Raw genomic sequence first — 22,547 nt, forward strand, 5'->3', positions numbered from 1 at the left:
CACGCCTCCCTGGGGCCCGAGCATCACCGATCCGGCGCCAAGCATCAGGCGTCGGCCAGCAGGCGCCGGGCGCGCTCGATGCCCTCCACCAGCCGGTCCACGTCGTCCCGGTCGTTGTAGACATAGAAGCTGGCGCGGGCGGTCGCCACCACGCCCAGGTGGCGGTGCAGCGGCTGGGTGCAGTGGTGACCCGCGCGGATGGCCACGCCCTCGCCGTCCAGCACCTGGGCCAGGTCGTGGGGGTGCACGCCCGCGACGGTGAAGCTGATCACGCCGCCGCGGTGCTCCGGCTCAGGCCCGTAGAGCGTGAGGCCCTTCACCTGCCGCAGCCGCTCCCAGGCGTAGCGGACCAGGTCGCGCTCGTGGGCCGCCACGGCGTCCATCCCCAGCCGGGCCAGGTAGTCCAGCGCGCAGGCGAAGGCCGCCGCCTCGGCGATCGGCGGCGTCCCCGCCTCGAAGCGGTGGGGCGGGTCGGCCCACGTGGAGCGCTGGAGCTCCACGTGACGGATCATGCCGCCCCCGGTGAGCAGCGGCTCCATCTCCTCCAGCCGCTCGCGGCGTCCGTACAGCACCCCGAGGCCGGTGGGCCCCAGCATCTTGTGGGCCGAGAAGGCGAGGAAGTCCACCCCCAGGCGACGGACGTCGACGGGCAGGTGGGGGACGCTCTGGGCGCCGTCGACCACCACCACCGCCCCGGCCTCCCGTGCCTGTCGGGCCAGTTCCGCGACGGGGTTGATGGTGCCCAGCACGTTGGACATGTGGGCCAGGGCGACCACGCGCGGCCGATGGTCCGCGAGCAGGCGGGAGAAGGCGTCCCGGTCCAGCCGACCGTCGGCCGTCAGCGGCACCGCCCGCAGGTGGAAGCCGCCGCGGGCGGCCACCTGCTGCCAGGGCACCAGGTTGCTGTGGTGCTCCATCAGCGTGACCAGGATCGTGTCGCCGGGCCGCAGCCGGTGGCCCGCCCAGCCCCAGGCCACCAGGTTCAGCGCCTCCGTGGTGCCGCGGGTGAAGACGATCTCGTCGTCCCGGGCGCCGAGGAAGGCGGCGACGCGGGCGCGGGCACCCTCGTAGGCGGCCGTGGCCTCTTCCGCCAGGGTGTGGATGCCCCGGTGGACGTTGGCATTGGACCGCTGGTAGAACGCCGCCAGCGCCTCGATCACCGCCGCCGGCTTCTGAGAGGTGGCGGCGCTGTCCAAGTAGACCAGCCGCCGGCCGCGGACCGGGCGCTGGAGGATGGGGAAGTCGCGGCGGAGGACGGCGGGGTCCAGGGCGCGGGTCGGCGATGGCGCGGGCGAGGGATCCGGCCCCGGCGGGGATGGGATCCCGGGATCCAGCGGCGGTCGAGGAGAGGGCGACATGTCCCGACGCCTCCTTGGTGCGATGCCACGTGGGGGCAGGGCGACTTCCCCCGGCACGGGCGAGGGCTCGGGCCCGCCGGGCCCGCGCCCTCGCCCTCGGCCCGCTTCAGCCCACCTTTTCCAGCACCAGCTCGCTGATCCGCTCCCGGGCGGCGTCGTTGGGGATCCTGCCCAAGAGCGGCTCGAAGAAGCCGCTGACCAGCAGCCGCCGCGCCTGCTGCTCGTTGAGCCCACGGCTGCGCAGGTAGAAGAGCTGCTCCTGGTCGATCTGGCCCACGGTGGCGCCATGGCTCGCCTTGACGTCGTCGGCCTCGATCTCCAGGCTCGGGATGTCGTCCAGCACCTTGGCCTCCGGGGAGAGGATCAGCGTGTTGCTGCTCAGGTAGTCCTCGCTCTTGTGGGCGCCCCGCTCGATGCGGATCAGACCCTGGTAGACCAGGCGCGAGGCCCCCGTCAGCACCCCGCGCGCCGTCATGTTGCCGAAGGTGCTCTGGGAGGCGTGCCGGCTGCGGGTGAAGAGGTCGAAGTGCTGGCGCGCGGAGGCGGCGTAGGCGAGGATGTTCTCCATGGTCGCCCCCGGCTCGACCATCTCCAGGGTGAAGACGTTCCGCGTCTGGCTGCCGCCGAAGAAGCCGGTGGTGGCCACCAGGGTTGCGTCGCGCCGCACCACGCCCGCCTTCTGCGAGAACTCCCGCACCGGGGCCCGCCAGTTCTGCACGCTGATGTAGTCCAGCCGCGCCGCCGGCTGCACGTGGATCTCCACCTGGCCGGTGTAGAGGGCGGCCTCGGCCAGGTCGTGGGCGTCGCTCTCGTCGAACAGCGTCGCCTGGGCCTGTTCGTCCACCACCACCAGCCCGTGGCCGGACACCGAGGCGCCCGCCGCCTTGCCGGTGATCAGCGTGATCAGGTAGATGGGCTTCTCCACCACCAGGCCGCGCGGCACGTAGACGAAGAAGCCCCCGGTCCAGAAGGCGGCGTGCAGGGCCGCGAAGCGGTCGGACCGCGGGTCGAGGCCGCTCCGCATGTAGTACCTCTCCACCAGGTCGGCGTGGGTGCGGGCGGCGGTGTGCAGGTCGGTCACCACCAGGCCGCGCTCGGCCAGGGCGGGATCCAGGTGCCGCACCTCCACCCGGCCGTCGACCTGCACGGCGACGGCCGCCGCCTCCGCCGCGGGCGGCAGCGACGCCTCGGCCCACGAGGGCAGCGCCGACGCCGGAGCCACGGGGCGCAGGGCGTCGAGGTTCAGGTCGTCGACCTTGGTGTGGCGCCAGGACGGCAGGGGCAATTCCTTGAAGACGCGCAGCGCCTCCCGCCGCCGCTCCACCAGCCAGTCGGGCTCGTCGTGGGCGCGGGCGATGCGGTCCACCAGCTCGGCGGTGAACCCCTGCGCCTGCGCCAGCGTGTCCAGGTTGTCCACGGACTTCGCCATCGGCCTTCCCTCCCGCCTCTCCGGCCGCAGCCGACTCAGCCGACCTGGGCCTTGATCCAGTCGTACCCCTTGGCCTCGACTTCCTCGGCCAGCTCGCGGCCGCCGGAGCGGACGATGCGCCCGTCGACCATGATGTGGACGAAGTCGGGCTCGATGTACTTGAGGATGCGCTGGTAGTGGGTGATCACGATGGCGCCCAGCTCGGGGCCTCGCAGGTTGTTGAACACCCGGGCCACGTCCTTGAGGGCGTCGATGTCCAGGCCCGAGTCGGTCTCGTCCATGATGGCGAACTTGGGCTTGAGCACCGCCATCTGGAGCATCTCGCCCTTCTTCTTCTCGCCGCCCGAGAAGCCCTCGTTGAGGTACCGGCGGGTGAAGGACGAATCCCACCGCAGTTGCTCCAGGGCCGCCTCGATCTCCTTCTGCAGCGCCGTCAGCGCCGCCAGGTTCTTGCCCGAGCCCGCGGGGCCGGTCGGCTCCTCGCCCCGCAGGGCGTTGACCGCGGTGCGCAGGAAGTTGGCGACGCTGACGCCGGGCACCTCCTGGGGATACTGGAAGGCGAGGAACAGGCCCCGCTTCGCCCGCTCGTCCGGCGGCAGCTCCAGCAGGTTCTCGCCGTCCAGCAGCACCTCGCCGCCCGTCACCTCGTAGCGCGGGTGGCCCATCAGGGTGTAGGCCAGGGTGCTCTTGCCCGAGCCGTTGGGGCCCATGATGGCGTGGACCTCGCCCTGGCGCACGGTCAGGTTCACGCCCTTGAGGATCTCCTTGTCCTCCACGTTGCAGCGGAGATCCCGGATCTCCAGCGTCGACGCCATCGGCGTGCCCTCCTTGTCAGCCGGCACGAATCGCCGCCGCCTGGGGCGGCGGCGGCCGGGGCTTTTGATGGCCGGTTCTCAATTTATAATACTTTTAAATGCCGGGGCTGGCAAACCCGCACCGGGCGGCAGACTGCATCAAGCTTCGGTAGGTGGATCCCCCCGACCCATGTTCCGGTCACGCCACAGAAAGGCCGGCCAGATGCCGCAGCGCCTTCACCCACTCGCGGTCCGCATGGGGTCCGTAGAGCGCCGGGATCCGCACCCGCAGCCACTGGGCGACATCCTCCACGTCGCTCCGGCTCAGGCGCTGCCCGAACAGCCGGCCTTGCGGGGTCGGGGCCACCGGTGGCGCCTGGCGGCGCTGCCAGACCGGACGCGCGTAGCGATCGAGCTCCCCGTTCGCTCGAGCCGCCAACAGCCGGGCCAGGTGCCGAGCCCCTCGCTCGCTCCACGCGGCCCCGCGCCGCTTCATTCGCCGGGCCAGCACGTGGTAGTTCTCCGCCTCGATCGCACCGAGCCGCCGCGCGTTCGCGTCGGCCACGATGCCGTCCCAGTGGTTCTTCAAGTACTGCTTCAGTTCTTGGACGCGGTCGCGCGCTTCACCCCGCGCCCGCCGGCGAGCCGCATCCAGGATCGTCTCCACCTCGCGCCACGGCTTCCCCTCGGCCAGGGCCGCCGCCAGCTGCCGGTGGGCTTCCGCGTCGTGCTGCAGTCCCCGCCGCATGGCCCGTTTCAGGTGGAACGGATCGAGGCGATACGAAGCCTGTGGGAGGTACTCAAGGGCCTTGCGGATCCACGGCGCCCCGTCCCCACCCACCGTGCACTGTTCCACCCGGGCCCAGTCCCACTCCGCCGCAAAGGCCGCCAGCGCCTCCTCGATGGACGCCGTCCCTTCGCCCACGGCCACGTGCACCCGCCGGTTCTTCAGCACCGTCCGCCCCCGCGCGTCCGTCGCCTTGCCCTCATACGCCAGCGCATGCATCAGCGCAATCCGCTCTTTCTGCCCATCCGGCCCGCGCCGCCGGCCCCGCACCAACAGCTCGTCAAACTCCAAGTCGACGGCGGCCGCCGGCCGGCTCCCGGGCGGGATCTCGCCCCGCTCAAACACCGCCTCCCGCTGCGCCTTCGCCGCTTCGTCCGCTCGGGCCCCGGCCGCCTGCACATCCGCCCACAAGGCCATGGCGCTCAGCCGCACGGCCCCGCAGCTCACCCGCTCCAGCCAGTCCGCTGCCGCCGCAAACGGCACTTGGGTGCACAGCTGAATCCCGAACTCCTGCACCAGCGGCGAGTATCGCTGCCGCGGCGCCAGCCCGAGCACTTCATCCAGCAAGAACCGCCGTGCGCCGCTCGGCCGCTCCTGGTAATACCGTCGTTCCCACTGGATCTCACCCACCCACGTGATCAGGCTCCGCGGTTGCTGATTGACGCACTTCAGTTGCCGCCGGTCCCGCTGCTCCATCAGCTGCCGGTCCAGCGCCTCCAAAGCCGTGACCAACAGTTGCCGCGCGGCCTCCTGCGCCCCTCGGACCACGGCCACCTCCAGCGCTCGAAAGTCCGGAGCCTCCCACAGGGCCTTTTCCACAACCCGAGCAAGCTGCAGGGTGATCTCCCCGATGCGGCGAATCACGTCCTTCATGGAGAGGCCTCACCTCCATCCTTGGCCAGAAGGATCGGCTGTCCCGTTTGGGACAACCTGGTGAGGTCTCTCCTTCGCTTTTCCCCCACCAGCACCTACCGAAACTTTAGACAGTCGGGCGGCACCGGGCCGGCACCGTCGCGGGGCAGCGATCGGCCGCGGGACGGCGCGGCGCGAGGGGGCGGGGCCATCCGCCCCGCGAGGCCGCGCGGCATCCGCCCCTTCCCGCGCGGGGCGGGGCCGTGACGTGGCCCCGACCCGTCGGTGGCGGGGGCGGCGAGGCCCGCGGCCATCGCCCCCGCCGCGGGCCGGGGGAGCGTGGCGGCGCCCGATGGGCGTGGGACCCCGGCGGTCGAACCGGGAGAGGATGTCCGCCCTTGACGTCGCGTCGTGACACCGCGGAGTTGCTGGCGGAGCTGGCGGAGGCTCCGGGCGTCCCCGGGGCCGAGGACGCCGTCCGCCAGGTGATGCGCCGGCACCTGGCCCCCGTGGCCGATCTCGAGCAGGATCACCTGGGCAGCCTGATCGCCCGCCGCCGCGGGGACGCCGACCGGCCGCGGGTCCTGCTGGCCGCCCACATGGACGAGGTCGGCTTCATGGTGCGACGCATCACCGAGGAAGGCTTCCTCAAGTTCCAGCCCCTGGGGGGATGGTGGGGCCAGGTGCTGCTGGCCCAGCGGGTGGTGGTCCACACCCGCCGCGGCCCCATCCTGGGCGTCATCGGCTCCAAGCCGCCCCACCTGCTGCCCCCTGAGGAGCGCAAGAAGCCCGTCGAGCTCAAGGACATGTTCATCGACATCGGGGCCTCCAGTCGCCAGCAGGCCGAGGCCTGGGGGGTGCGGCCCGGCGATCCGGTGGTGCCCCACGGCCCCTTCACCCGGCTGCACGACCCGGACCTGGTGCTGGCCAAGGCCCTGGACGACCGGGTCGGCTGTGCCGTGGTCGTCCGGGTGCTGGAGGAACTGGCCGGGACCCGGCACCCCAACACCGTCTACGGGGTGGCCACGGTGCACGAGGAGGTGGCCCGCACCGGGGGCGGCGCCCGCACCGCCGCCTTCGCCGTGGACCCCGACGTGGCCGTGGCGGTGGACGTGGGGATCGCCGGCGACATGCCCGGTGTGACGCCCGACGAGGCCCAGAGCCGTCTGGGCCGTGGTCCGACGGTGCTGCTGTACGACAGCAGCATGGTGCCCCATCGCCGCCTGCGGGACCTGGTGGCGGATACCGCCGAGGCCGAGGGCATCCCCTACCAGTTCGACATGATGCCGGGCGGGGCGACGGATGCCGGGTTCTTCCACGTCCACGGGCGGGGAGTGCCGGCGGTGGTCATCGGTCCGCCGGCGCGTTACGTCCACAGTCACGGTGCCATCGTCCACCTCGGCGACGTGGAGAACACGGTGCGGCTGCTGGTGGCGTTGGTGCACCGGCTGGATGCGGCGACGGTGGAGGGCCTCCGCCGCGGCTGAGGCGCGGTACCGGTGGCGCACGTTGACTTCGTCGTGCCGCTGTTCGTACTTTTTCCTTGTCGGTGACGGACTGCTGGCCGATCGGTGACGGTCTGCGCATCGGTCCGTGCATCGGGCGGGGGCGAACCGCGGGCGGCGTCCGGCGGCCGCGGCATCGGGTGCCGCCCGCGGGGCTGAGAGGAGGGTGGGGATGGGCCTCTACCGCGGCTACCGCGGCAGCCAGGGCCAGTGGGCGTGGATGCTCCACCGGCTGAGCGGCGTGGGCATCATGCTGTTCCTCATGATGCACATCGTCGACACCTTTCTGGCCGGCTTCGGGCCGCAGGTCTACGACCACGTCATGGCCCTGTACCGGGCGCCGGTATTCATGGTGCTCGAGGTGGTGCTGGTGGCCGGCGTGGTCTACCACGCCGTCAACGGCCTGCGGGTGATCCTGATCGACTTCTGGCCCAACGCGCTGCGGTGGCACAAACCCTTGCTGGTGGCGGAGGTCATCGTCTTCCTCGTGCTCTTCATCCCGGCGGCGGTGATCATGTTGGGCCGCCTCTTCGGCTAGGGGGGTGGCGGGGTGGCTTACGGTGAGGGGAGCCCGCGCCCGGCCGGCGGGTTCGAGCTGTGGTCCTGGTTCTTCATGCGCATCTCCGGCCTGCTCCTCGTGTTCCTCGTCCTGGGACACCTCTACATCATGCACATCCTCAACAGCGTGGAGATCATCGACTACGACTTCGTGGCCCGGCGCTGGGCCAACATCGGGTGGCGCGCCTACGACTGGGTGATGCTGGTCCTGGCGCTGTTCCACGGGGCCAACGGGATCCGGGTCATCGTCGACGACTACGCCCACCGGCCGGGGTGGCGCACCTTCTGGCTGTCCCTGCTCTACGTGGTGACCTTCGTCCTCCTGGTGCTGGGCACCGTGGTCCTGGTGACCTTCCCGTTCCCGGCCTGATCGGGGGTGTCTGCGATTCGGATCCACACGCATCGATTCGACGCCGTGATCGTCGGGGCGGGCGGTGCCGGCTTGCGGGCGGCGGTGGAGCTGGCCAAGTACCCCGACCTCAAGGTGGCCGTCGTCAGCAAGCTCTATCCCTCCCGCTCCCACACCGGGGCCGCCCAGGGCGGCATCGGCGCGGCCCTCGGCAACATCGAGGAAGACCACTGGGAGTGGCACATGTTCGACACGGTCAAGGGCAGCGACTACCTGGGCGACCAGGACGCCATCGAGATCATGTGCAAGGAAGCGCCCGAGGCCGTGTACGAGCTGGAGCACATGGGGTTGCCCTTCAGCCGCACCGCGGACGGGCGCATCAACCAGCGGCGCTTCGGCGGCCACACCAAGGAGTTCGGCAAGGCGCCCGTCCATCGCTCCTGCTTCGCCGCCGACCGCACCGGTCACATGATCCTCCAGACCCTCTACCAGCAGTCCATCAAGCACGGCGTCCGCTTCTTCGACGAGTTCCACGTGGTCGACCTGGTGATGGACGGGCGGCGGGTGGCCGGCGTGGTGGCCGTCGAATTGGCCACCGGCGACCTGCACGTGTTCCACGCCAAGGCGACGCTGTTCGCCACCGGCGGCGCCGGCCGCATGTACAAGGTGACCAGCAACGCCCTGGCCCTGACGGGCGACGGGCTGGCCATCGCCTTCCGTCACGGCATCCCCCTGGAGGACATGGAGTTCTTCCAGTTCCATCCGACGGGCATCTACCGCCTGGGCATCCTGATCACCGAGGGCGCCCGGGGCGAGGGCGGCGTCCTGCGCAACCGCCACGGCGAGCGGTTCATGGAGCGGTACGCCCCCACCATCAAGGACCTGGCGCCCAGGGACATGGTGTCACGGGCCATCTACCTGGAGATCCGCGAAGGGCGGGGCATCGACGGCAAGGACTACGTGCACCTCGACCTGACCCACCTGGGCCGGGAGGTCATCGAGACCCGGCTGCCCGACATCACCGACTTCGTCCGCACCTACCTGGGCATCGACCCGGTGGAGGAGCCCATCCCCATCCAGCCCACCGCCCACTACGAGATGGGCGGCATCCCCACCGACGTCGACGGCCGGGTGATCTGGGACGCGAAGAACACGCCGGTGGAGGGCTTCTACGCCGCCGGTGAGTGCGCCTGCGTCTCGGTCCACGGCGCCAACCGCCTGGGCACCAACTCCCTGCTGGACCTGGTGGTCTTCGGCCGGCGGGCGGGGCGCCACATGGCCCGGTACGCCCGCGAGGCGGACTGGCCGGCGCTGCCCGCCGACGCCACCGACTGGGCGCGCCAGCAGATCGAGCGCTTCCGCACGCGGGAGAAGGGCGAGCGCATCGCGGCCATCCGCGCCCGGCTGCAGGAGGAGATGATGGACAAGGCCGGGGTCTTCCGGACGGAAGAGGGGCTGGCGGCGATGGAGTCCATCCTGGACGAGCTCGACGCCCAGTACCAGGAGGCGGCCATCGACGACCGGGGCACCATGTACAACACCGACCTGCTGGAGGCCCTGGAGCTGGGCAACCTCCTGGAGTGCGCCCGGGCCACGGTGGTGGCCGCTCGCAACCGCAAGGAGAGCCGGGGCGGCCACGCGCGGGAGGACTACCCCAAGCGGGACGACGCCAACTGGCTGAAGCACACGCTGCTCTACAGGGAGAAGGACGGGCGGATCCGCATCGACTACAAGCCCGTGGTGATCACCCGCTTCCAGCCCCAGGAGCGGAAGTACTGACCCGGCCGATGGCGCGGGCGGCGGCGAAGGGGCCGGCGCCCGGCCGGTCGAGCGGGTTCATGTCAGCGGCGCACGGGGAGTGAGGACCTTGCAGGTGACGCTGCGGATCCGGCGCTACAACCCGGAGCGGGATCGCGAGCCCCACTGGGAGGAGTACCGGCTGCAGGCCGATCCCACGGACCGGGTGCTCGATCTGCTCAACCGGGTCAAGTGGGAGATCGACGGGACCCTGGCCTACCGACGCTCCTGTGCCCATGGCGTGTGCGGCTCCGACGCGATGATCATCAACGGCAAGGCGCGGCTGGCGTGCAAGACGCTGGTCAAGGAGCTGTCCCAGCCCATCACCGTCGAGCCGATGCGCGGCTTCCGCGTGAAGAAGGACCTGATCGTCGACTTCACTGGTTTCTTCGCGGCCTACCGCGCCATCAAGCCGTACCTGATCAACGACGACCCGGAGCCCGAGCGGGAGCGACTCCAGTCCCCCGAGGACCGCGAGCGATTCGACGACACGACCAAGTGCATCCTGTGCGGCTGCTGCACCACCTCCTGCCCCTCCTTCTGGGCGAACCCGGACTACGTCGGGCCCGCGGCCATCGTCAACGCCCACCGCTTCATCTTCGACAGCCGCGACCAGGCCGCGGACGAACGGCTGCGCATCCTGAACTCGCGGGACGGGGTGTGGCGCTGCCGGACCATCTTCAACTGCACCGAGGCGTGCCCGCGCGGCATCGAGGTCACGCGGGCGATCCAGGAGGTCAAGCGCGCCATCCTGTTGGGCCAGCGCTAGGGACGAACCGGCGGCGACGCGGGGGATCGGGCAGGCGGATCCGGCCGGGGGTCCCGGGGCGTCCGGGGCCGGGCGCCGGGGCGCGACCCGGTGGGGACCCGACGGGGTCGGGCGCGAGGCAGCCCCTGGCGCCCTTCGCCCCGGCCGCCGCCGGGATGAGCGATGAAGGCGGCCCTCCCACGCCACGCCCGCATGGGGCCCGCGGGGCCGCCGACCGGGGCGCGCGGCCTCAACGGGAGCGGGGCAGGGTTTCACCGGGGGCGCCGATCACCACCTCCACCGGATGCCACCGCCCCGCCAGGCGGGCGTAGCGGATCCAGGCCGGTCGGGTGGCCGTGCCGTCCCAGACGTCGTAGCGGGCGACCACCTGTCCCTGCCGCAAGAGGACCAGCTGGGTCAGGGTGACGCGCCGGCCCGGCCAGCCCGCGCGGCGGGCCCGCTGGGCGAGGATCGTCGTGCCCGCGCGGGCCAGCTCCGGCGCGAACTGGCGCAGGAAGACCCGCGCGTCGGCGGCCGACCCCACGGCGACGGGCGGGCCGCCCTCTTCGTACACGGCCGGGGCGGTGTCCCCCTCCAGGGCGATGCCCAGCCCCGTTTGGGCGGGCACGGCGACGGGAGCGCCGGGCGGCAGCCCCAGGCGCGCCGTGGCCAGCATCCAGGGGAGGCCGGCCAGCAACGCCAGCAGGGCGAGGGCAGCCCACGCCAGGGCGGATCGGTCCGGCCGGGCGCCGGCCGCCCGGTGGCGGCCGGCGCCCGGCGTGGCCGCCAGGGACGCCGCCGGCCCGCGGCCGGGAACGGCCGCGGGCCGGCGGGCCGCACCACCGGCGCCCTCCCCTGGCTCGCCGGGGCGCGGCGTCGGCTCGCTCCTGGCGGGGCCCGGCACGGGAGCCCGAGGGGAGTGGGCCGGGGCAGGGCCTGCGGACGGGCCTTGGGCGTCGATGGGCGATGGCGGGCGAGCCGAGCAGGTGTCGCCGGGGCGCTCCGAGCGCGGGCCGCGGGCGAGCGGTCGGTTCGTCTGCGGGGAGCGCGGGTCGGCCTGGCGGTGGCTCATGGCGGACACCCCCTGTACCCCTATGCGCACCGGTGACCGGCCTAGACCGGGCGATGGACCGCCGCGATGGGGCTCCCTTTTGAAGGCTTGCGAGGCGCGCCCCGGCGACCGCCCCAGGCCGGGGGATGGAGCGGGGTGGGAGTGGACGGGCGCCTCGGAACGGGATCCGGCGACGGAAGGGGAGGGGTGGGCGTGAGGATCTATACGCGCACGGGTGATGGGGGCGAGACCGGCCTCCTCGGCGGGGTGCGCGTGCCGAAGGCGCATCCCCGGGTGGAGGCGTACGGGGCGGTGGACGAGCTCAACGCCCTGCTCGGGCTCGTCGCGGCCCACCTGGGCGGTGCGGAGCCGGCGCCGCTCTTGCAGGAGCTGCAGCGGGACTGCTTCCTCCTGGGGGCGGACCTGGCGACGCCGCCGGGAGATGCCCGGCGACGCGGCGTCGGCCTGCCCCAGGTGCCTGCACAGCGGGTGGCGGAGCTGGAGGCGCACATCGACCGCTACGACGCCCAGCTCCCGCCGCTCCGGCAGTTCATCCTGCCCGGCGGGACGGTCCCCGCGGCCCTGCTGCACGTGGCGCGCACCGTGGCGCGCCGGGCGGAGCGGCGGGTTGCGGCCCTGGCCGCCCAGGAGCCGGTCAATCCCGTCGTCCTCCAGTACCTCAACCGCCTCTCGGACCTGCTGTTCGTGCTGGCGCGCTGGGTGAACCACCGCGCAGGGGTGGCCGACGCTCCGTGGGGGCGGGAGGGCTGGCGCGGCCCCGCTGCGGGTCCCGACGAGGGGGGCTGAACCCCATCCCGACCGCCGCGGGCCGGGGCGCACTCCGGTGGGGCGGGGCGAGGGGGGGCGCGACGGGGCCGGGGACCTGCCGCCGCGAAAGCGAGGCCGGGGCCGCGACCGGGACTGCTGGGTCGGGCGAGGAGGGACCGGGGCAACGAGGCCCCGGCCCCTCCATCGGCGGCACGGTCCACCACCGGGCCGCCGGGCCGGGTCGGCTCAATCGCAGACGGCCACGACGGCACGGAGGCGACGAGGACAGGCGACACCACCTCAACCGGAGGCGGCGACGACGTAGCGGATCCCCAGACGCGCCCACCGCCGGGCCAGCTCCGCCGCGCGCGCCTTGGAGGCGACGCGTCCCGTCTGCACCCAGTAGTGCGGCTTGTACTTGGGGTGGGGAGCGACGTACATCCGGTAGCCGGTGAGGCGGGTGAATCGCTGCGCGGCCTTCTGGGCCTCCGCCTTCGACCGGTAGAGATCTCCCCCGACGTAGTATCCGCTGGGCTTGGTCGGCTTCGGTGCCGGGGCGGCCGGCGCGTAGCGGCGCAGCAGGTCGACCACCTGCTTGCCCGTCATGCCGCGGACGCCCGTGTTGAACCGGGGCAGCTCCATGTCGGGGGTGGCGCGGGAGACGAGACCGGGCTTCGTCGTGAAGGCGAAGCGGATGCCCTCGGCCCGGGCCGCGCGGACGAAGGCCGGGGTGTAGGCGCCGTAGGGGTAGGCGAGCATGTCCGGTTCGTCCCCCAAGAGCTCCCGGTGACGCTGGCGCGCCCGGGCCATGTCGGCGCGGATCTCTGCCTCGTCCATCACCCATACCATCGCCACGTCGGCGCCGTCGCGCTGGCGGATGACGCGGCGGTGCATGTCGTACGTGTGGGACTGCACCTCGACGCCGCCGGCCACCAGCTCGCGCACGGCCCGGCCGCTGACGGTGTTGGGATCCCGGTCGATGCGGTAGTACACCACGAAGGCGACGGCGGGCACCTTGTGCTGCTTCAAGATGGGCAGCGCCACGGAGTGGATCTCCTTCATGCCGTCGTCGATGGTCAGCAGGACCGCGTTGGGCGGGATCGACCCCTGGCCCCGTTTCCAGCGGCGGAACTGCTCGGCGGAGACGAACTGGAATCCGGCCGCCTTCAACGTGCGGATGTGTTCGTCGAACTGCCGGCGGGTCACGGTGATGGGCCCATCCGGCGGGCGTTCGAAGCCGTGGTAGAGCAGGACCGCCACCTGGTTGGCGTAGTAGACCGGCCTGGCCGCCGCGCCGGCCGGGGCCGTCCAGCCATACAGGCTGATCGCCAAGATGACGCACAGGCTGGTCGCGAAGACCGCGATCCCCGCCGTCACCGCTCGCCGCCGTCGCCCCACGCCGATGCGCCTCCTCGCATTCCCTCGCCTCTCCTTCGACGACATTCGACAACCCTGGGATTCGCTTCCGTTGGCACCATTCCTGCCCCACCACCCCGCCCGGCGCGCGGGACTGCAGCCAAAGGCCGGGGCCTGCAGCAGCCGCGTCCGAATCGGTGGGGGGACAGGGGGGTACGCTACGGGGATATGCAAACAAGCAAGAAACCCGCGCATACGCGCGGGTTTCTTGTAGGCCGTGTGGGACTCGAACCCACAACACCCTGATTAAGAGTCAGGTGCTCTACCAGTTGAGCTAACGGCCTACGATGAGATCATCCCAACAGCGGACTTATCAACCCTCGAACCGCAGGGAACCGCAGACCAACACTCACCCGAACGAGCTGCGACACAGCCGTATTATAACATCCTATGGCCCGCCCCGCTAGGGGAGTTCGCAGGCCTCCACGGCCGTGTCGCCATGGAAGAACCGGCTCGCCTGGGCCCCCGGGGCGGCCTTGGCCCGTCGCGACCCAGCTTGTGCGACCAGCCGCCGCACCGCCTGCGCTGCCGCCCGGCCCGCCCCGGCTGCGTCGCGCGCCGGCGTACGGCGCCGATCGTACCGCCTCACGGCGCGACCGGCTCCCCTGGTGGCGGCGGGTGGACTCGAACCACCGACCGTGCGGGTATGAACCGCATGCTCTGACCAACTGAGCTACGCCGCCTTAACCCTGCAAGCCCGGCACACCGGCGCGGATCCACGTCGATCCTCTGCGCGACCGTGGGACCCCGCGTCCGCAAGCGCTATTATATGGACTCCCGCCGCTGGTGCGCAAGCGGCCCCAGGGCGTCGTTGCCGCCTGCCCCATGGCCTCCGACCGCCGGTGGGGGCCACGTCGACGCGCGGCCGACCGCGCCGCGCGGGAGTGCCGGGGGATCACCGGTCGTCCCAGCGCGAGGGCCTAGGGTGCCCGGGGTTCGACCGGTCGTCCCGTCGCGCCCGCAACCGCTCTTCTCGTTGCCTCCACCCGCCGGTGGCGCGCCGCACACCAGCCGGCCGATCCGCAGAGACCTGCGGCTGCGGGCCCAGGCGAAGGTGCCCATTCCCTTCCCCTTGGCGCAGGGAACCGACTGCGCAACCGAAAAATACTCGGAAAAAGACCCCTTCCCGGGATTTGGGCGGTCCATGCGATCCTGGGTCCATCCGAGGATGGCCTCTTTCGCGACCCCGGCTGGTCACTGCGCCGTCGCGCCGGCGAGGCCTGTCGTCCGGGTTCGCAGATGGGCGGTCACCTCGCAGCGCACCGTGGCTTACTCGATTCACCGCGGCGGCCCGCCCGGTCCAGCCCCGGTCCATGCCCCAGCCGGGTCCCCGCGCAGCCCGATCCCAGCCGTTGGGGGTCTGCGTTCCACGAGACCGCACCCGGCCCGGGCGGCAGGGCGGCGTGATCGCTGGGAACCCCCTCGATGCAACGGGGGGCATGCCGTCGGGCCGTTGCGATGCCGTCGTCACGAGCCGCAAGGGGGGCCTTCCGTGCGATGGGTGCTACTGGGCCGCTTTGGTGACGCCGCGCGCCAATGTGCGGCCTTCGTGATGGATCGGGCCGATGTGGTCGCCGCGGTCCTGGAGCCGGCGGCCCGATCCCGGGCCGTTTGGGACGAGGCCGGCTTCCGCGCTGCCGTGCGCGCGTGGGCGCACCAGCAGTTCCGTGAGGTGCGCCCGGTGCTCGGCCTGCAGTACGTTCTGGCCCGGGGCGGCTACGAGACGGAGTGGCTCCTGTACTGCCCGGTGTGCGGCGTGGGACCGTTCCACCTGGCCGCCCGGGCAGGTGAGGCGGGGCTCGCGCCCCGCACCTGGGATGACCGCCGCCTCCTCTGCCATCTGGCGGAGGCCTTTGCCCATCGGCACGACCTCCCGGACCCGCACGGTCCGCGGGCTGCGGGCACGACTGCAGGGGACGCCGCGGCCGGGCAGGAACCCGGCCTGCGGGGCCCGGCGACGACGGTGGTGGGCCCGTAGGGGCGAGTCGGCCAAGGAAGCCCTGTTGACAGCCGCCCATGATGAGTGCTAATAGACTGATCAGGATGAATCCACCATCCACCGCGTCCTCCCAGTTCGTCGTGTGGTGATCGCGGGGAGCGCAGCGTTCCCCACGGTTTCGGCCGGCCGAAAGGGATCCATTCGTCTCGAATCTCACTCACGTCCCGTTCGCGGTGTGGGCCATGGCCGGTCGCGCCGGCGGAATGGCCCCGCCCGATGTCCATCCATGGTACACCGGTAGGCTACTCCGGTACCGCCTCAGCGGCGGGATGCCGGACGGTTCCATGCCGCCAACTCATGAAGACGATGGGCCGCGCAGGCGCGGCTTGTGATGCGGCATCCCCGTGCCGACGCCGGGGGTGGCAGGGGTCGGGGTATCGGCCCGTCCGGGTGGTGCGATCCCCGCTCGACCATGGTCGCGGCCACGGCCCAGGCGTTCCTGCGCCGCCGGGCGCGGGGGCGAAGGGCTCTCGCCCGCCCGCCGTCACGCCCCGGTGTGGCTCGCCCCGTGCCCGGATCTGAAACCCCCGCGGGACGGGGTGCGGCAAGGCCGCGGGGTGCCAGGCGTCGAGGCGTCCTGGGGACGGGCGGATCGCGCGTCCACCATGGTCCCAGGGTGGACCCAGGGATCGCCGGGCGGCGCGGGTTTGCGGTTCCCGGCGCCCGCGGTGCGCCCCGTGCCCGGTCGACGGTCCGGGGGCCTGGGTCGCTGTACCCGATCGACGAACCGGGGTCCCGAGCCGCCCGTGCATCCCCGGTCTCGCCGGCGTCCTGGTCGTGTGACCGCATGACCTCCCGGCGACACCGGTGCATCGGGGGAGACCCCACCGTCCGAGGGACCACGTCGTCGGCTGCGGTTCGGCGTCGAGCGGGCCCGTCGACCAGGGGCAGGGCCGATCCCGGGCGGCCCGCCGCGCCGACCCGTCGGCGCGCCGATCCGTCGCCCACGACGATCCCTCGAGCCCGCGCGGGGTCGGCCCCGGTCAGGGCGAGGCCGCGGGAGCGTGGGCCGGCCTCCTCCCCGACGCGGCGCGGCTGCCTCCGCCGGCGGCGGAGGCGGTGTCCCAGGGGGTGCCGCGCGTCGCCCACGAGGCTGCCGGCCGCGGCGCGGCGGATGGGCGACCCCGCGGGCAGGGGCATCCCGGGGGCGCATCCACGCGGTGGCGTGGTGGAGGAACGCGGTGACTGCGGTGGTGGGAGCGGAGCCGGTTCGTCCGCGGACGGTGGCCGCTGCGCGGGAGCCGCTGGCGCGGAGACCGGCGGGGAGACGCGGTGGAGGGGCATCCTCGCTTCCGCCCGATTTCCCGAGGGGCGTCGGGTTGGCATTGGGAGAGGAGGGCAGCTGCGATGGGGAAGATCCGTGTGGCCATTGCGGGCGTCGGCAACTGCGCCAGCTCGCTGGTGCAGGGGATCTACTACTACGCCGATCCCGAGCGGCTTCGCCAGGGCACGGGCCTCATGCACCCGGAGATCGGCGGCTACAGGCCGGCGGATATCGAGATCGTCGCTGCCTTCGACGTCGACCGGAGGAAGGTGGGCAAGCCGCTCCGGGAGGCGCTCTTCGCCAAGCCCAACTGCACGCCGGTGTTCTGCCCGGACCTGCCGGACATCCCCGTCACCGTGCAGATGGGTCCGGTGCTGGACGGCGTCAGCGAGCACATGGCCGACTACCCGGAGGACCGGACCTTCGTCCTCGCCGACGAGCCGCCGGTGGACGTGGCCCGTGTGCTGCGGGAGACGCGGGCGGACATCCTGGTCAACTACCTGCCGGTGGGCTCGGAACAGGCGACCCGCTACTACGCCGAGGCGGCGCTGGAGGCCGGCGTGGCCTTCGTCAACGCGATCCCGGTGTTCATCGCCTCGTCGCCGCGGTGGGCGGAGCGGTTCCGCCGCAAGGGCCTGCCGGTGGTCGGTGACGACATCAAGAGCCAGGTGGGCGCCACCATCGTGCACCGGGTGCTGACCCGGCTGTTCGAGGACCGGGGCGTCCGGCTGCGCCGCACCTACCAGCTGAACTTCGGTGGCAACACCGACTTCCTCAACATGCTCAACCACAGCCGGCTCAAGAGCAAGAAGCAGTCCAAGACCCAGGCGGTCCAGTCCCAGCTGGGCGAGCCGCTGCCGGGCGAGGACCTTCACATCGGTCCCAGCGACTACGTGCCCTGGCTCAACGACAACAAGATCTGCATGATCCGCATGGAGGGCGTCGGCTTCGGCGACCAGCCCATCGAGCTGGAGCTGCGCCTCTCGGTGCAGGACTCGCCCAACAGCGCCGGCGTGATGATCGACGCCATCCGTTGCACCAAGCTGGCGCTGGATCGCGGCCTGGCCGGTCCCATCGAGCCCGTCTCCGCCTACTTCATGAAGTCGCCGCCGGTGCAGTACACCGATGACGAGGCGCGCCGCCTGGTGGAGGCCTTCATCCGGGGCGAGCCCGTGGCGGCGCGGACCCAGGCGGGCGACTGACCGGTGGACGCGGTGGTCCTGGCGGCCGGCGCCGGAACGCGGTTCCGGCGCACGGCCGCTTCCTGTCCCAAGCCGCTGCACCGGCTCTTCGGCATCAGCCTGGTGGAACGGGCCCTGCGCATCGCGCGCCAGGCCGGCTGCCGACGGGTGTGGGTAGTGACCGGCTGGCAGGCGGAGGAGGTCGAACGGGCGATCCGGGCGAGCGGTCGTCCGTGGGTCGAGGTGGTTCGCGCCGATCACTGGGCGTGGGGCAACGGCGCCTCGCTGCTCGCCGTACGGGGCCGGGTGGACGGCCCCTTCCTCCTGCTGATGGCCGACCACGTGATGGACCCGCAGCTGGCCCGCCAGGCCGTGGCCGCCGCCGAGGCCCGGCGGGACGAACTGGCCGCAGGCGGCGCCCTGCTCTTGGTGGATCCCCGGCTCGAGCAGGTCTTCGACCTGCCGGAGGCCACCAAGGTGCGCACGAGCGCGGGCGGGACGCGGATCGAGGCCATCGGCAAGGACCTGGACGCCTTCGACGCCGTGGACACGGGCGTCTTCATCGGCTCGCCCGGTCTCCTGGACGAACTGGCCGCCCTGGCGGACGCCGCGGCCGCCCAGGCGGCCGCGGGCGAGGGGACCGGCGTCGAACCGGTGACCCTGACGGCGGGAGCTCGTCGCCTGGCGGAGAAGGGGCGGCTGGGCGCCGTGCGGGTGACCGACGGGTGGTGGGTCGACGTGGACGATGCCGCCGCCCTGGACCATGCTCGGCAGCGGCTGCTGGCCCACGCCGCCGCCTCGGGGGGCGACGGCCCCATCGCCCGCTGGTTGAACCGTCGTCTCTCGCGGCGCCTGTCCGCGCTCCTCGCCCAGGCGGGGGTGGGACCCAACGGTGCCACGCTGATGGCCTTCGCGTCCGTCCTGGCGGGAGCTGCGGCCTTCGCCGCCGGCGCACCGGTCCTCGGCGGGATCCTCTGCCAACTGGGTTCCGTGCTGGACGGCTGCGACGGCGAGCTGGCCCGGCTTCGTCTGGAGGCCCAGCCGCGCGGCGCGTTCCTCGACACGGTCCTGGACCGCTATGCCGACGCCGTCGTCGTGGCGGGTCTGGCGGCCGGCGCGCTGGGGGCAGGCGCCGGCTGGCCGACGACGGCGGCCGCGGCGCTGGCCGCCATGGCCGGGTTGCCGCTCTCGGCGCTGATGAAGGACCGGTTGCAACTCCTACGCGAGGCCACCGGGAGGCGGTTCGACCCCCTGCGCGACGATCCGCCCTGGCTGCGCTGGGTGCCGGGAAACCGCGACGGGCGTTACTTCCTGGTCTTCCTGGCGGGGCTCGCCGGTGCCCCGCTGGCTGCCCTGGTCCTGCTGGCCACCGTCTCCCATGCCCTGGCGCTGGGCCGGTTGATCCACGCCTGGCGCCACCTCGGGGGCGAGGACCGCTGAAGGCGCCGTGAACCCGCCCGACGGCCCCATGGGTCCCCGGTGCGGTCACGTCGGCCCCTGCTGCGACATGGCTCCTGCGGGGGCCACGGCAGGCACGCGGTCGCACGGCCGGTGTCCTGACGCCGGCGGGGGATGCCATCTGGGTGCATCTGGTATACTCGGTGCTGGCGTCCGCGACGGAGCGGCCGACGACGATGACGGAGGCGGGAGCGCAGCCCGATGTGCGGTCGGTTCACCCTGACCACGCCCGCCGTGGAACTGGAGCGTCGCTTTCTGGTCGACCTCCAGGGCCGGCACGTGCCGCGCTACAACGTGGCGCCCGGCCAAGAGGTGCTCGCCGTGGTGGCGGCCGGGGGAGCGCGGCGACCGGCGCGGCTGCGGTGGGGCCTGATCCCTCCGTGGAGCGACGATCCGCGCCCGGGTCCCATCAACGCGCGGGCGGAGACGGCCGCCCGGCGCCCCATGTTCCGCCAGGCCATGCGCCGTCGGCGATGCCTGATCCCCGCCGACGGCTTCTACGAGTGGATGCGCCGCGGCAAGGCGCGCCTGCCCGTGCTCTTTCGGCTGCGGGACGGCAGCCCCTTCGCGCTGGCGGGGATCTACGAGCGCTGGGAGGGCTCCGACGGTCCGGTGTGGACCTGCTGCGTGCTGACCACGCGGCCCAACCCGCTGGTCGGTCAGGTCCACGACCGCATGCCGGTCATCCTGCGGCCGGAGTGGGAGGCGGCATGGCTGGACGCCGACATCCCGCCGGAGGAACTGGCGGCCGCGTGGGAGCCGTACCCGGCGTCGGCGATGGTCGCCTACCCCGTCTCCCCGCGGGTGAACTCGCCGCGTCACGACGACCCCGGCTGCGTGATGCCCGTCGGGCCGCCGTTGCCGTCGCCGGGCGGCGAGGCCGACTGAGGCCCCGTGGCGACGGGCCCGCCGCCCAGGTAGCGGCCCAGGGCATCGGCCACCACCTGTCGCACCCACTCGCGGGCCACGGGATCGTCGGGGTAGGGGGCTGGAAGCGGCGCCTGCAGACCCGATCTCAGGGGTGGGGGCAGCGACGGCGTGCTCCCGCGGCCAGGAGGCGGCGGCTGCGCCGCCGCGAAGGGGGACGAACCGGCCACCCGCACCGCCACGGCACCGGTCAGCCAGGCCAGGTTCCAGGCGGCATCGAGCAGGTCCACCAGGTATTCGCGGGCGGTGTCGGTCAAGGGGACGCCCTGGTAGTGCACGGTGCGGCCCGGGTCGCGGAGCAGCACCCGTAGATCCAGGGGGCCCGGCGCCCCGTCGTAGCCGGTCACCAGCCAATCCAGGCTGCGTCCCAGCAACCGCGCCAGGGTCGCGGCGACGGGCAGCGACGGGTACTTGACACCCCGTTCCACGTCGCTGAGATGGGACGGCGAGATGTGGGCCCGCCGCGCCAGCTCCTTGATCGAGAGGCCGGCCGATTGGCGGGCGAGCCGGATGCGGTTGCCGACGGCTGCGGGATCGGACTGCATGGCGTGAAGAACATTAGCACCGCCGGAAGCGGCGATAAAGCCGGGCGGGTTCGCCCTGGGCGACGTCCCCACAGGATGCGACGCCGAGGCGGCCAGCGGTTCGGCCGCCGCGCCGCACGCCGCGGCCGCGGGGGAAGGCGAGGGGCCTTGGCCCCTTCGGGGCCGACCGGGACGGACGCCGGTCCGCCCCGGGCGGAGGGGACGACGGAACGGCGGGGTCTCGGATACGCCGTCGGCGTATTTCCTTCGCTTAGAAGGCGTGGTAGGATTCACTAAAGGCGACGCAAGTTCGCCGCGAGCGGGCCCGCGGGGGGCCCGAGAGGCCAAAGGGCGGGCGATCCGGTGGTGGGTGACGGGATCTCGGCAGCGATGCGGGACCTGGCAGAATTTGGCTGGGTCGACGTGCCGGGCCGGCGCCTCGCAGAGACCATCGCGGCCGAGGCGCGCAGGCTGGGGGTCGATGCCCGCATCCTCCCGCTGTCCAACGGTTGGTATCGCGTGGAGACCTATGGCAAGGCAGGCGCCGAGCGCGCCTGGGTCGCCGTGCGGGCGGTGGTCCGGCGGCCGGGCACCCTGAGGGCTCGGCGGCGGGATGCGGTCGTCTCCGGCGACGGGCGGCGAGGCCGCGCTCGGGACGGGGACGGCGACGAGGTGGAGGAGCACCTGGTGATCGTCGACACGGGCCGGGTGGTCCACCTGTTCTCCTTCCCGCCGGAGTGCCTGGACGGCGCCCGCGCCTTCGCGCGGACGGTGGAGGAGGAGGGCATCGCCGATCCCCAGGGACTCGAGTCGTTGGCCGGGCGGATGGGCGGGCGGCGGCGCTAGGAGGAAGGCCTGTTCGTCCCGCGAATGGTCTCCTGGTGCCCTGCCGGGAGATTTGCCTCCGCGGTCGCTGGCCGGCGCCGCAGCTTGGCCGTGCCGGCGACGGCGGCCCGGGTCCGCGGCCCCGCGGAGGCCACGGCGGCCAGGGCACCGGGAGGAGGCATCATGGCGCAACCTTCGCCGCTGGCCGTCGACATCGAGACCGTGGGCATCGAGTGGGACGAGCTGCACCCCGAGGTGCAGGACTACCTGCTGCGACGCGCCCGGGATGACGACGAGCGGCAGCGGGTCAAGGACCAGCTGGCCCTCCACCCGGGGACGGGACGGGTGGTCGCCATCGCCCTGTGGCGCCCCTACGAGGACCGGGGCGGCGTGCTGGTGGCGGATCCCTCGGTCCGGGAGCCCCGGTGGACACCCTTCGCCGGCGTCGACGGCGACGCGCAGATCTTCCGGGGTAGCGAGCGGGAGATCCTGGCCGAGTTCTGGCGGTACGTGAGCCAGCACGCCGGGACCCTCGTCACCTTCAACGGGCGCTCCTTCGACGGCCCGTTCCTGATGATCCGGTCGGCGATCCTGGGCGTGACCCCCACCCGCAACCTGGTTCCCTACAGGTACAGCTTCCAGGACCACTGCGACCTGGCCGAGGTCCTCTCGTTCTACGGTGTGCGGCAGCGCAACTCCTTCCTATTTTGGTGCCACCAGTTCGGCATCGCCTCGCCCAAGCAGGCGATGGACGGCTCGGCGGTGGGCGCAGCCTACCGAGAGGGCCGGATCGACGACATCGCCCGCTACTGCCTGGCCGATGCGCGGGCGACGGCGGAGCTCTACCGGCGGCTGGAGCCGATGATCGCCGTGATGGACGGCCGCGCGGCCGCGGGCGGCGAACCCGGCCATCCGGGACCGTCGGCGTCCCCATGAGTGCGGGGTGAGACGGAGACG

Annotated in this window: 20 protein-coding genes and 2 tRNA genes; 12 read left to right on the forward strand and 10 right to left on the reverse strand. The window is 72.7% G+C overall.

All coding sequences use genetic code 11. From position 1 onward, the window contains the following. Positions 1-44 precede the first annotated feature (44 nt). The 4 genes from E1B22_RS04095 to E1B22_RS04110 all read right to left on the reverse strand — a co-directional run bounded on the left by E1B22_RS04095 (position 45) and on the right by E1B22_RS04110 (position 5,241). The gene (locus E1B22_RS04095) at positions 45-1,358 is read right to left on the reverse strand and encodes an aminotransferase class V-fold PLP-dependent enzyme (RefSeq protein WP_207669920.1); all 1,314 of its coding nucleotides are present in this window, start codon (positions 1,356-1,358) and stop codon (positions 45-47) included. 106 nt (positions 1,359-1,464) lie between these two features. Further along, positions 1,465-2,787: a Fe-S cluster assembly protein SufD gene (sufD, locus tag E1B22_RS04100; RefSeq protein ID WP_135224668.1), complete on the reverse strand. Its 1,323-nt coding sequence runs from the start codon at positions 2,785-2,787 to the stop codon at positions 1,465-1,467. A gap of 35 nt (positions 2,788-2,822) precedes the next feature. Next, entirely contained in the window at positions 2,823-3,602 is a 780-nt protein-coding gene (gene sufC, locus E1B22_RS04105) for a Fe-S cluster assembly ATPase SufC (RefSeq protein ID WP_135224669.1), read from the reverse strand. Positions 3,603-3,780: 178 nt separating this feature from the next. Then, on the reverse strand, positions 3,781-5,241 hold the full coding sequence (locus tag E1B22_RS04110) for an ISLre2 family transposase (RefSeq protein ID WP_135224670.1): 1,461 nt from the start codon (positions 5,239-5,241) through the stop codon (positions 3,781-3,783). Positions 5,242-5,618: 377 nt separating this feature from the next. On the opposite strand from E1B22_RS04110, the gene E1B22_RS04115 reads away from it, so the two are divergent. The 5 genes from E1B22_RS04115 (at position 5,619) to E1B22_RS04135 (ending at position 10,198) form a co-directional block, all read left to right on the forward strand. Next, a complete protein-coding gene (locus tag E1B22_RS04115) occupies positions 5,619-6,707 on the forward strand; it encodes a M42 family metallopeptidase (RefSeq protein ID WP_135224671.1) in 1,089 nt (362 codons plus the stop codon). A 190-nt stretch (positions 6,708-6,897) separates the two neighbouring features. Beyond that, positions 6,898-7,263, forward strand: a complete 366-nt coding sequence (gene sdhC, locus E1B22_RS04120; RefSeq protein ID WP_135224672.1) for a succinate dehydrogenase, cytochrome b556 subunit — start codon at positions 6,898-6,900, stop codon at positions 7,261-7,263. Positions 7,264-7,275: 12 nt separating this feature from the next. Continuing rightward, positions 7,276-7,653: a succinate dehydrogenase gene (locus tag E1B22_RS04125; protein WP_135224673.1), complete on the forward strand. Its 378-nt coding sequence runs from the start codon at positions 7,276-7,278 to the stop codon at positions 7,651-7,653. Between the two features lie 21 nt (positions 7,654-7,674). Then, entirely contained in the window at positions 7,675-9,411 is a 1,737-nt protein-coding gene (sdhA, locus tag E1B22_RS04130; RefSeq protein ID WP_135225940.1) for a succinate dehydrogenase flavoprotein subunit, read from the forward strand. A gap of 94 nt (positions 9,412-9,505) precedes the next feature. Continuing rightward, positions 9,506-10,198 carry a succinate dehydrogenase iron-sulfur subunit gene (locus tag E1B22_RS04135; RefSeq protein ID WP_243123711.1) on the forward strand — a complete coding sequence of 231 codons (693 nt, stop codon included), beginning with the start codon at positions 9,506-9,508 and terminating at the stop codon, positions 10,196-10,198. 229 nt (positions 10,199-10,427) lie between these two features. On the opposite strand, the gene E1B22_RS04140 is transcribed toward E1B22_RS04135, so the two are convergent. Continuing rightward, positions 10,428-11,249 (reverse strand): hypothetical protein, encoded by an 822-nt coding sequence (locus E1B22_RS04140; RefSeq protein WP_135224675.1) that lies wholly within the window; start codon positions 11,247-11,249, stop codon positions 10,428-10,430. 192 nt (positions 11,250-11,441) lie between these two features. On the opposite strand from E1B22_RS04140, the gene E1B22_RS04145 reads away from it, so the two are divergent. After that, a complete protein-coding gene (locus tag E1B22_RS04145) occupies positions 11,442-12,035 on the forward strand; it encodes a cob(I)yrinic acid a,c-diamide adenosyltransferase (RefSeq protein WP_135224676.1) in 594 nt (197 codons plus the stop codon). 261 nt (positions 12,036-12,296) lie between these two features. Here E1B22_RS04145 and E1B22_RS04150 read toward each other — a convergent pair whose 3' ends face one another. The 4 genes from E1B22_RS04150 to E1B22_RS04165 form a co-directional block, all read right to left on the reverse strand. After that, entirely contained in the window at positions 12,297-13,394 is a 1,098-nt protein-coding gene (locus E1B22_RS04150; protein ID WP_167758844.1) for a polysaccharide deacetylase family protein, read from the reverse strand. Between the two features lie 229 nt (positions 13,395-13,623). Further along, a tRNA-Lys gene (locus E1B22_RS04155) sits at positions 13,624-13,696 on the reverse strand. A gap of 119 nt (positions 13,697-13,815) precedes the next feature. Further along, positions 13,816-14,001, reverse strand: a complete 186-nt coding sequence (locus E1B22_RS04160; RefSeq protein WP_135224678.1) for a hypothetical protein — start codon at positions 13,999-14,001, stop codon at positions 13,816-13,818. Positions 14,002-14,018: 17 nt separating this feature from the next. Then, a tRNA-Met gene (locus E1B22_RS04165) sits at positions 14,019-14,095 on the reverse strand. Between the two features lie 809 nt (positions 14,096-14,904). Between E1B22_RS04165 and E1B22_RS04170 the strand changes: the two genes are divergently transcribed. The 4 genes from E1B22_RS04170 (at position 14,905) to E1B22_RS04185 (ending at position 20,202) form a co-directional block, all read left to right on the forward strand. Further along, positions 14,905-15,390: a hypothetical protein gene (locus E1B22_RS04170; protein ID WP_135224679.1), complete on the forward strand. Its 486-nt coding sequence runs from the start codon at positions 14,905-14,907 to the stop codon at positions 15,388-15,390. A gap of 1,368 nt (positions 15,391-16,758) precedes the next feature. Beyond that, entirely contained in the window at positions 16,759-17,877 is a 1,119-nt protein-coding gene (locus tag E1B22_RS04175) for an inositol-3-phosphate synthase (RefSeq protein ID WP_135224680.1), read from the forward strand. A 3-nt stretch (positions 17,878-17,880) separates the two neighbouring features. Continuing rightward, positions 17,881-19,296, forward strand: coding sequence for an NTP transferase domain-containing protein (locus E1B22_RS04180; protein WP_135224681.1), 1,416 nt, complete (start codon positions 17,881-17,883; stop codon positions 19,294-19,296). Between the two features lie 219 nt (positions 19,297-19,515). Then, positions 19,516-20,202, forward strand: a complete 687-nt coding sequence (locus E1B22_RS04185; protein WP_135224682.1) for an SOS response-associated peptidase — start codon at positions 19,516-19,518, stop codon at positions 20,200-20,202. Here E1B22_RS04185 and E1B22_RS04190 read toward each other — a convergent pair. Further along, the gene (locus tag E1B22_RS04190; protein WP_135224683.1) at positions 20,133-20,786 is read right to left on the reverse strand and encodes a helix-turn-helix domain-containing protein; all 654 of its coding nucleotides are present in this window, start codon (positions 20,784-20,786) and stop codon (positions 20,133-20,135) included. The genes E1B22_RS04185 and E1B22_RS04190 overlap by 70 nt on opposite strands. A gap of 342 nt (positions 20,787-21,128) precedes the next feature. Between E1B22_RS04190 and E1B22_RS04195 the strand changes: the two genes are divergently transcribed. Both E1B22_RS04195 and E1B22_RS13115 read left to right on the forward strand, forming a co-directional pair. Then, positions 21,129-21,611, forward strand: a complete 483-nt coding sequence (locus tag E1B22_RS04195) for a hypothetical protein (protein WP_135224684.1) — start codon at positions 21,129-21,131, stop codon at positions 21,609-21,611. Between the two features lie 162 nt (positions 21,612-21,773). Continuing rightward, complete coding sequence (locus E1B22_RS13115; protein ID WP_135224685.1) at positions 21,774-22,526, forward strand: ribonuclease H-like domain-containing protein; 753 nt, start codon at positions 21,774-21,776, stop codon at positions 22,524-22,526. The last annotated feature ends 21 nt before the right edge of the window (positions 22,527-22,547 follow it).

The sequence above is a fragment of the Thermaerobacter sp. FW80 genome, from assembly GCF_004634385.1.
GTDB lineage: Bacteria > Bacillota > Sulfobacillia > Thermaerobacterales > Thermaerobacteraceae > Thermaerobacter > Thermaerobacter composti.

Coding starts and splice junctions, on each gene's coding strand:
- E1B22_RS04095 (WP_207669920.1), bottom strand. CDS start 1,358: ATGTCGCCCTCTCCTCGACCGCCGCTGGATCCCGGGATCCCATCCCCG.
- sufD (WP_135224668.1), bottom strand. CDS start 2,787: ATGGCGAAGTCCGTGGACAACCTGGACACGCTGGCGCAGGCGCAGGGG.
- sufC (WP_135224669.1), bottom strand. CDS start 3,602: ATGGCGTCGACGCTGGAGATCCGGGATCTCCGCTGCAACGTGGAGGAC.
- E1B22_RS04110 (WP_135224670.1), bottom strand. CDS start 5,241: ATGAAGGACGTGATTCGCCGCATCGGGGAGATCACCCTGCAGCTTGCT.
- sdhC (WP_135224672.1), top strand. CDS start 6,898: ATGGGCCTCTACCGCGGCTACCGCGGCAGCCAGGGCCAGTGGGCGTGG.
- E1B22_RS04140 (WP_135224675.1), bottom strand. CDS start 11,249: ATGAGCCACCGCCAGGCCGACCCGCGCTCCCCGCAGACGAACCGACCG.
- E1B22_RS04175 (WP_135224680.1), top strand. CDS start 16,759: ATGGGGAAGATCCGTGTGGCCATTGCGGGCGTCGGCAACTGCGCCAGC.
- E1B22_RS04185 (WP_135224682.1), top strand. CDS start 19,516: ATGTGCGGTCGGTTCACCCTGACCACGCCCGCCGTGGAACTGGAGCGT.
- E1B22_RS04190 (WP_135224683.1), bottom strand. CDS start 20,786: ATGCAGTCCGATCCCGCAGCCGTCGGCAACCGCATCCGGCTCGCCCGC.
- E1B22_RS13115 (WP_135224685.1), top strand. CDS start 21,774: ATGGCGCAACCTTCGCCGCTGGCCGTCGACATCGAGACCGTGGGCATC.